Below are 4121 nucleotides of genomic sequence, written 5' to 3' on the forward strand. Positions count from 1 at the left end.
GCCGGGAACGGCAGTGTTTGGTACCAGGGGTGGGGTTACCGGCATCGTGGCTGATAAGCTGGATCGTGACACTATCGGTAAAGCCCTGCGCGCTAGGCACACCTGGGCAACCACCGGTGAACGCCTGGTGGGATTAACGACCTGTGGCAATTATATTCAGGGTGATGAATTTGATTGCAACGGCAGCGCGGAAATTCAATATCGTTTTCTCGGTGATGCGGGCTGGGATGAAATTGCAGCATATGATCACAGCGGTTGTTTCTGGCATCGCAACCTGCAACAAGAATACGGTCACTCTGATCGGCACATTCGATTACGTTGGGGTGGTGCGCGTATCAAAGACCGTTATCGTTGGGCAGACTGGAAAGGCTCAATTACTATCACCAACGGCATCGTGAATGGATTTAAAGCCCATGGTTTTGAGCACGATGAAGAAACCTGCGGTCGTGTGTCGCCAACAACGATTCGGTTTCGTTCTGATACTTACGGTGATGCAGATGCTATCGATCTGGATGTGAGTAACCTGGAGCATTGCACCATTCGAGTGGAGGGCACCATCGATGGCTACGTAAAAGTGGGCAATCCACTGGATGGCAATCCGTTCGTGCATTGTCCTTCGTTTGAGTGGGAAATTAGCGGAAAGGCGTTGCTTGATGGAGGCGCCTTGCGCAAGGAATTGGGTGGAGCGGAATTATTTCTGGCACTTGAACGCCTGAGCGACAAGCCGATGCCGCGGGACATTTCCGGTACTATTGATGTGGATCCGCATAATGGGCCGCATGGTTTTCGTCCTGTGTATCTGGCCGCACGCCAAATCGACGATGGCAAAGTATGGACATCAGCGATGTTCATCAATTTTAAATAATAGTTGCTGAAGGACGTTTTAGTCCATGCGAGGCATAGATATCGGTTGTTGCTTCACTTAATAGAAATTCAATAAACAACTGTCCCCAGTCGCCGCTGTCTTTCATTAATGCTGCATGGTAAGTTGTCGAGAGATTAGGCTTGCCAGGTGCAGGCAGTTCCTTGCTACCGCCCAGGGGAATAAAATCAAACGCACCGGGAAAGATGCGCACGTAACGTAATGCCAGATGATAATACACCATGGCCACATCAGCGTGATTGCCGTGTAGTGCTTGCGGTATTTCCCGGTGATGAATGCATTCACCAAAAACGGTGCTGCTACTACCAGGTGTAAGCTTTTCAGCCAGTAATTCGGCATCCAGGCCCTGCTCTTGTGCCAATCCAGTCATGGTGTCACGATAAACCTGGTAGCTCGCCTGTTCCGACTCCGGGTTAGATATAAACAGCCTCACGTCGTCACGCAACAAATCGACAATCCCTGTGATTTGTTTTGGATTTCCCTTGTGAACTAGTAACACGTTGCCATTGCTTTGCATAAACGGCTGGTGATTATCGATAAAGCCTTTATTGACTAAGCTGCGCATGACATTTTCCGGGCTGATAAAAACATGTGGCATACGGGACAACTGCAAGTTACCCAGTTGCAGGCCACCTTTCTCCAGATACCGGATTAAAATATTGGGTGGTGTGGTGACGTAAAACACATCATCAATAGCGGGATGCTGATTTAGAAAATGTTCCAGCGTGACCTGTAACGCCATGTGATGATTACCATCAGAAAACACCACGAGCGGTGCCTTGATCGGGTCACCATGGAAATCCAGGCTGATATTGCTGGCCACGTGTTGCCACTGAGCCAGTGCATGCCTGGAGTTAGCCACTTCCTGTGGCCAGTTTATTTCCCTTTTCATTCATCGAGCATAGGAAAAATTACCAGTAAAAACAATAATAGTTGATCCTGGATTTGCCGGTTAGACGTACGAAATTAAGATCCAGGTAATATTTACACGGCGCGGCGACGGTTTAAAGATATTTTTACGTTATTATTAACTGAGCGATTGAATAAGGGAAGAAATTTGCCCTTTATCCATGGTTTTCTAATGGGAGGGAAGACATGAGGTTTTCAGGTTACTTTTTAATATTATTACTGCTTGTATTTGCGCATTCCACGAGTTATGCCGACACTACCATGCGCTGCGGATCCAAAATTATCTCCGTAGGTGATAGCAAAGCCGAAGTACTGATTAAATGCGGCGAACCCCTGTTAAAAGAAGCTATCGGCCAAAAGGAAAAATCCAAGCGCATCGATATACCGCTTACCTCAGATACAGGCACGGAGAAAAATAAACAAAATACGGCAACAGTTCGCCGCAAAGAGTCGGTAACCAGGACAATTGACCAATGGACATATAATCAAGGAAGCGGGAAGCTGTTAAAAATACTGATATTTGAAGGCGGGGAGCTGGTTGAAATAAATAATGGCGATCGTACTTAGGCTAAATCAATTGACAGGGAAATTATAATTATCAGACTTGTTATGGTTCCTGAAACTCGAACGCATCAGAATAATAATGCTCCATGGACAAGTGGCATTTTTCGAAAGCTTCTTTTCCGGCATAAACCATAATTGGTGGACCGCTGGCGTAAACATCGTACTGAGACATGTCAGGAAAGTCTTCAATGATAGCTTCATGGACGAAACCGGTGCGGATAGCCGAGTCATCGCCTTGTCTGGGATCAGAAAGAACGGGTATATAATTAATATGTTCAAAATCACTGGCCCACAACTCAGCAAGTTCATTCATATACAAATCTTCCTGCGCACGTACCCCCCAATACAAATACATAGGGCGTTCGATTTGATGGGTAATGCAGTACTCGATAATGCTTTTAATTGGCGCAAATCCAGTTCCGCCGGCCATAAAAATAATTGGTCGGTCTGATTCTTCGCGCAAATAGAACTGTCCATGGGGACCTTCCACCCGTAATATGGCTTTTTCTTCCAGCTCGTCGAATACATAGCTGGTAAAGTCACCGCCATCCACGTGACGTACATGTAGCTCCAGTGATCCATTAATATAAGGTGCATTGGCCAGGGAAAAACTGCGGCGGCGACCATCGGGTAACAGGATATCGATGTACTGACCCGCGTGGTAAGCAAACTTTTCCATAACTGGAAGTTTAAGACGCAGCCTGATCACATCGTGGCAGAGCTGTTCCTTCTCAGTTAATCGACAGGGAAGTTTTTTAACAATAACTTCTTCATCAGCGGGAATCACCTGGGCTTCGATCAGCAAATCGGATTGCGGTTGAGCCTGGCATAACAATGCCATACCTTGCTGCTTTTCTTCTTCGGTGAGTGCAAGCGCCTGTTCGACAGGATAATTGATCTCACCTTCCACCACTCTACTTTTACAGCTACCACAGTTGCCGCTGCGGCAACCATAGGGAAGATTCACGCCCTGGCGCAACGCCGCGCTTAAAATTGACTCTCCTTCATCCACAACTAAAGTAAGGTTACTGGGCTGGATCTTGACGTGATAACTCATAATGTTATTGATGGTAACTAAAAATCGGCCAGTTTAAATAAATCTACTGTTAAATCGAATATTTTGGCTAATGTGTAGCAGCTATTGTACCAACAGCCTGTGGCCGACACCGTATGGTAAAATGCTTGCCGCGATGAAGCGCGCATTATGCGTGAATGTTGACTGAAGAAAAACCATGAAAAAAATATGTATAAGTGGTTGCGGTGATATTGGCCAGCGGGTAGCGATACGTTACCTGGATGATGCCAGGCAATCGCAATCCGAAATCGAAGTGTTTGGCTTGACGCGGCGGCAGGAAGTTCGCAAACAACTGCAGGAAATTGGCATTAAGCCGGTGATCGCCGATCTTGACCAGCCTGATTTACTGCCAACATTACCCGCCAAAAACTCCATCCTGTTTCACTTTGCACCCCCGCCAGGCACAGGTGAAACAGATCCGCGATTTCGTGCCCTGCTGGCGGCATGTGGAAATAGTGGTTTACCGTTAAAAGTGGTTTTACTGAGTACCACGGCGGTGTACGGCGATTGCCAGGGAAACTGGATTGATGAATCGGAACCGGTGAATCCCCAGACAGATCGTGGCAAACGTCGCCTGGATGCAGAAAATGCTTTGACCGAATGGGCAGCTGAAAATCAGGTCGCGTATACAATCTTGCGCGTATCCGGTATTTATGGCGTTGGGCGCTTGCCTGTTGAACGTTTGCGAAA

5 protein-coding genes are annotated in these 4121 nt (G+C 47.1%); 3 read left to right on the forward strand and 2 right to left on the reverse strand.

Annotation, left to right across the window (positions count from 1 at the left end):
* On the forward strand, window positions 1-865 hold an 865-nt coding region (locus ACWVCM_RS10145; protein ID WP_455201632.1), incomplete at its 5' end, for a hypothetical protein.
* Here the strand turns inward: ACWVCM_RS10145 and ACWVCM_RS10150 are convergent.
* Window positions 858-1775, reverse strand: a complete 918-nt coding sequence (locus tag ACWVCM_RS10150; protein ID WP_455201633.1) for a molybdate ABC transporter substrate-binding protein — start codon at window positions 1773-1775, stop codon at window positions 858-860. The two genes, ACWVCM_RS10145 and ACWVCM_RS10150, sit on opposite strands and share 8 nt — an antisense overlap.
* A 203-nt stretch (window positions 1776-1978) precedes the next feature.
* Here ACWVCM_RS10150 and ACWVCM_RS10155 point away from each other — a divergent pair, with 203 nt between their 5' ends.
* On the forward strand, window positions 1979-2359 hold the full coding sequence (locus ACWVCM_RS10155; protein WP_455201634.1) for a DUF2845 domain-containing protein: 381 nt from the start codon (window positions 1979-1981) through the stop codon (window positions 2357-2359).
* 40 nt (window positions 2360-2399) lie between these two features.
* Here ACWVCM_RS10155 and ACWVCM_RS10160 read toward each other — a convergent pair whose 3' ends face one another.
* Entirely contained in the window at window positions 2400-3413 is a 1014-nt protein-coding gene (locus ACWVCM_RS10160; RefSeq protein WP_455201635.1) for a CDP-6-deoxy-delta-3,4-glucoseen reductase, read from the reverse strand.
* A gap of 175 nt (window positions 3414-3588) precedes the next feature.
* Here ACWVCM_RS10160 and ACWVCM_RS10165 point away from each other — a divergent pair.
* A partial coding sequence (locus ACWVCM_RS10165) for an NAD-dependent epimerase/dehydratase family protein (protein WP_455201636.1) occupies window positions 3589-4121 on the forward strand: 533 nt, incomplete at its 3' end.

Source organism: Kaarinaea lacus (genome assembly GCF_975902315.1).

Coding starts and splice junctions, on each gene's coding strand:
- ACWVCM_RS10150 (WP_455201633.1), bottom strand. CDS start 1,775: ATGAAAAGGGAAATAAACTGGCCACAGGAAGTGGCTAACTCCAGGCAT.
- ACWVCM_RS10155 (WP_455201634.1), top strand. CDS start 1,979: ATGAGGTTTTCAGGTTACTTTTTAATATTATTACTGCTTGTATTTGCG.
- ACWVCM_RS10160 (WP_455201635.1), bottom strand. CDS start 3,413: ATGAGTTATCACGTCAAGATCCAGCCCAGTAACCTTACTTTAGTTGTG.